This is a genomic window from Anaerofustis stercorihominis, from assembly GCF_024623185.1.
Classification (GTDB): Bacteria; Bacillota; Clostridia; order Eubacteriales; family Anaerofustaceae; genus Anaerofustis.
Window position 1 is genome coordinate 1 of sequence record NZ_JANJZK010000044.1, and the last position, 3,275, is coordinate 3,275.

Annotated in this window: 2 protein-coding genes; both read left to right on the forward strand. The window is 36.8% G+C overall.

Annotated features, from left to right (window positions below; genetic code table 11):
* Nucleotides 1-85 precede the first annotated feature (85 nt).
* Nucleotides 86-1,909: a DNA primase gene (gene dnaG / locus NSA01_RS09825; RefSeq protein ID WP_257481283.1), complete on the forward strand. Its 1,824-nt coding sequence runs from the start codon at nucleotides 86-88 to the stop codon at nucleotides 1,907-1,909.
* Nucleotides 1,909-3,123 (forward strand): RNA polymerase sigma factor RpoD, encoded by a 1,215-nt coding sequence (rpoD, locus tag NSA01_RS09830; protein ID WP_257481284.1) that lies wholly within the window; start codon nucleotides 1,909-1,911, stop codon nucleotides 3,121-3,123. Before dnaG ends, rpoD begins: the two co-directional genes overlap by 1 nt.
* Nucleotides 3,124-3,275 lie beyond the last annotated feature (152 nt).

A 3,275-nucleotide genomic window follows, 5' to 3' on the forward strand; every position in this document is an offset into this window, starting at 1 on the left:
AAAAAACTTCGCAGGGTTAAAGGGACGGAGTCCCTTAGATGTTTGTTTATTTATAAAAAGAAAGATATAGTAAATAAGGAGGAGTATGAAGGGTTATTTTAAAAAAGATTTTATTCGTAGACTTGTAGAAGATGCGGATATCGTAGGTATCATAAATCAGTACGTACCTCTTCAAAGAGCAGGCGCAAGGTATAAGGCAAGATGTCCTTTTCATACGGAGAAGACACCTTCTTTTGTGGTAACTCCCGAAATGGGTCGCTACCACTGTTTTGGTTGCAATGCCAACGGTGACGTCCTTGATTTCCTAATGGAGATGAATAAACTTGACTTTACCGGAGCTGTGGAACTTCTTGCCGATATGGAAGGGGTCAATGTAGAGTACGAAGAAAGCGGAAATTACACAAGAAGAAGCGAGAATACCATAAGCTATAACGAAAAGCAGGAGCTTTATAACTGCATAAAGGACAGTGCGAATTATTATTACAAGAATTTGATGAACAGCGGTGTGCCTCTAAAATACCTTCTCGACAGAGGGCTAAAGAAAGAGACGATAAAGAAGTTCGGGCTTGGATATTCCATAAACGAATTCGATAATTTATATAACTTTCTTGTAAAAGAAAAGAAGTATTCAGTTAATACTCTTATAAAAGCGGGACTGGTACGTACAAAGGATAAGGGGGGAGTGTATGATTATTTCAGAGATAGGATAATGTTTCCCATACAGGATGTCAACGGGAAGCTGATTGCTTTTGGGGGAAGGATATTCAAGGATGTGAAGAATGCTCCGAAGTATTTAAATTCTCCGGAAACCTTGGTATTCAAGAAAAACTCTACATTATATAACTTGAATAATGCGAGGAAAGAACTCAGCGAAAAGCCTCTTATACTTGTCGAAGGGTATATGGACGTTATTTCTCTTGTCAATAACGGTATCAATAACGCCGTAGCAACTCTCGGTACCGCTTTTAACATAAACCATGCAAAGCTGATAAATCGCTACACCAAGAATGTAGTCATAATGTACGACTCAGATAACGCCGGTCTTAATGCGACAATAAAAGCCGGCGAGATCCTTGAGAGTGCTAATATTTATCCAAAAGTCGTAAGACTGCCAAAGGGAGATGACCCCGACAGCTACATATTAAATAATAGCATAGAGAAATTTAATAATTTGGTAGAAAATGGCGTAGACAGCATTGAGTTCAGAATAAAACTCCTTGAAGATAATCATAATCTTTTGGATAATTGGGAAAAAGTAGATTTTATCAAAAAAGCCTGCGTCATAATAGGAAAAGTAGATGATGATGTAAGAAAAGAATTTTATATCAAATATCTTCATGAGAGGACAAAAGCCGAAATATCCACTATAGAAAAAGAAGTGAATACAAACAGTTTTATAACTCCAAATCATTTGGAAGCAAACAATAAGAAGGATAAAGAGCAAAGCGTAAGAAAAAATCAAATAAAAGAGAAAATCATAAAAGCTCAGGAAATGATACTTAAATATATGATAGACAATGCTCTTGATATCGATAAGATAAAAGAAGTAAATTTGGACGAAGATATATTGGTGGGAGATGATTATAAAAAAATATATGAAAAGATAGTTTCTTGTATAAACTTAGGAAAAAAGGTTGACTTTATAGAACTATTTGATTATAATGATACATTGGCTACAACTATGTCACGAATTGTGTCTTTGGACCAAAATATAGACAGTGATGATTTAAATCAGGCAAAGAAAACGTTGATGATCAATAATATAAATAAGAAGATCACAAAGGTTAAGCTTGCCATAAGAGATATTCAGGAATCTGAAGATAAAGAAATGTTGGATGTTTTGATAGCCGAATTCTACAAACTGAAATCAGAGCTTTTGAAAGCCAAAAACGGAGGTACACTTATATAATGACTCAAAAAAAGGGAAGTAAAGCAGCAAATATGGGTGACGATAAAAAAGTAAAAACAGAAGTTGTTAAAAATACAAAAGCAAAAACTAAAAAGACAGTCAAAAAAGATCCTGTCAGAGTAGAAGTCAAAAAGTTAAAGACGGTTGAAGATATAAAGGCTTGGGCTAAGAAAGAAAGCGTAGTTTCTCAAAGAGAAATGAATCAGCATTTTACGGATATGGATTTCGGTCCCGATGAGATAGATGAAATATTGGAATTCTTCTTTAAAGAGGGCGTTGTACTTCAGGATGATGACGAATCGGATAAAGATGTTGATGCACTTTTGGATGAAGATATAAAAGACGAAGATGTGAAAAAAGCCGAAGCAAAGGCATATGAACCATCGGTACATATAAACGACCCCGTAAGGATGTATTTAAAGGAAATTGGTAAAGTAGATCTGCTTAGTGCGGAAGAAGAACTCGACCTTGCTCAAAGGATAGAAAACGGAGACATTGAAGCGAGAAAGAAACTCTGCGAAGCTAACTTAAGGCTTGTTGTGAGTATTGCTAAGAGATATGTAAACAGAGGTATGTCATTCCTGGATTTGATACAGGAAGGTAACCTTGGACTTTTAAAAGCAGTCGAAAAATTCGATTATACAAAGGGATTTAAATTTTCCACTTATGCTACATGGTGGATAAGACAGGCGATAACAAGAGCCATTGCCGACCAGGCAAGAACCATAAGGATCCCCGTACATATGGTAGAGACTATAAATAAACTAAAGAGAGTTCAGAGAATGCTTATTCAGGATTTGGGCAGAGACCCCAATTCTCATGAAATAGCTAAGGAAATGGGACTTCCCGAAGAAAAGGTAAGAGACATCATGAAGATATCACAGGATCCTGTTTCTCTTGAAACTCCTATCGGTGAGGAGGAAGATTCTCACCTCGGAGACTTTATTCCTGACGACGACGCTGTCGCTCCGGAAGAAGCTGCAAGCTATATGCTTCTTAGGACTCAGCTCTTCGAGGTATTAAAAACTCTTACTGACAGAGAAGCCAAAGTACTTATTTTAAGGTTTGGACTTGAAGACGGAAGACCAAGGACACTTGAAGAAGTAGGGGATATATTTTGCGTTACGAGAGAAAGAATAAGACAAATAGAAGCCAAGGCTTTAAGGAAATTAAGACATCCTACCAGAAGTAAAAAATTAAGAGATTTTCTATAAAATAAAAGGCCTGCGGTATGCGGGTCTTTTTTTGGTTTCTTTTCAAAGAAATAAACCACCTAGGGGCTCTGCCCCTTACACCCTGCTTAATCTTTGCTCGCCCAAAGATTAAGAATAAAGGGCTTCACTCAATCGCCGTGATGGCTCTTAAC

Bases quoted from the DNA above. Each gene is read 5' to 3' on its own strand.
- dnaG (WP_257481283.1), top strand. From the start codon at position 86: ATGAAGGGTTATTTTAAAAAAGATTTTATTCGTAGACTTGTAGAAGAT.
- rpoD (WP_257481284.1), top strand. From the start codon at position 1,909: ATGACTCAAAAAAAGGGAAGTAAAGCAGCAAATATGGGTGACGATAAA.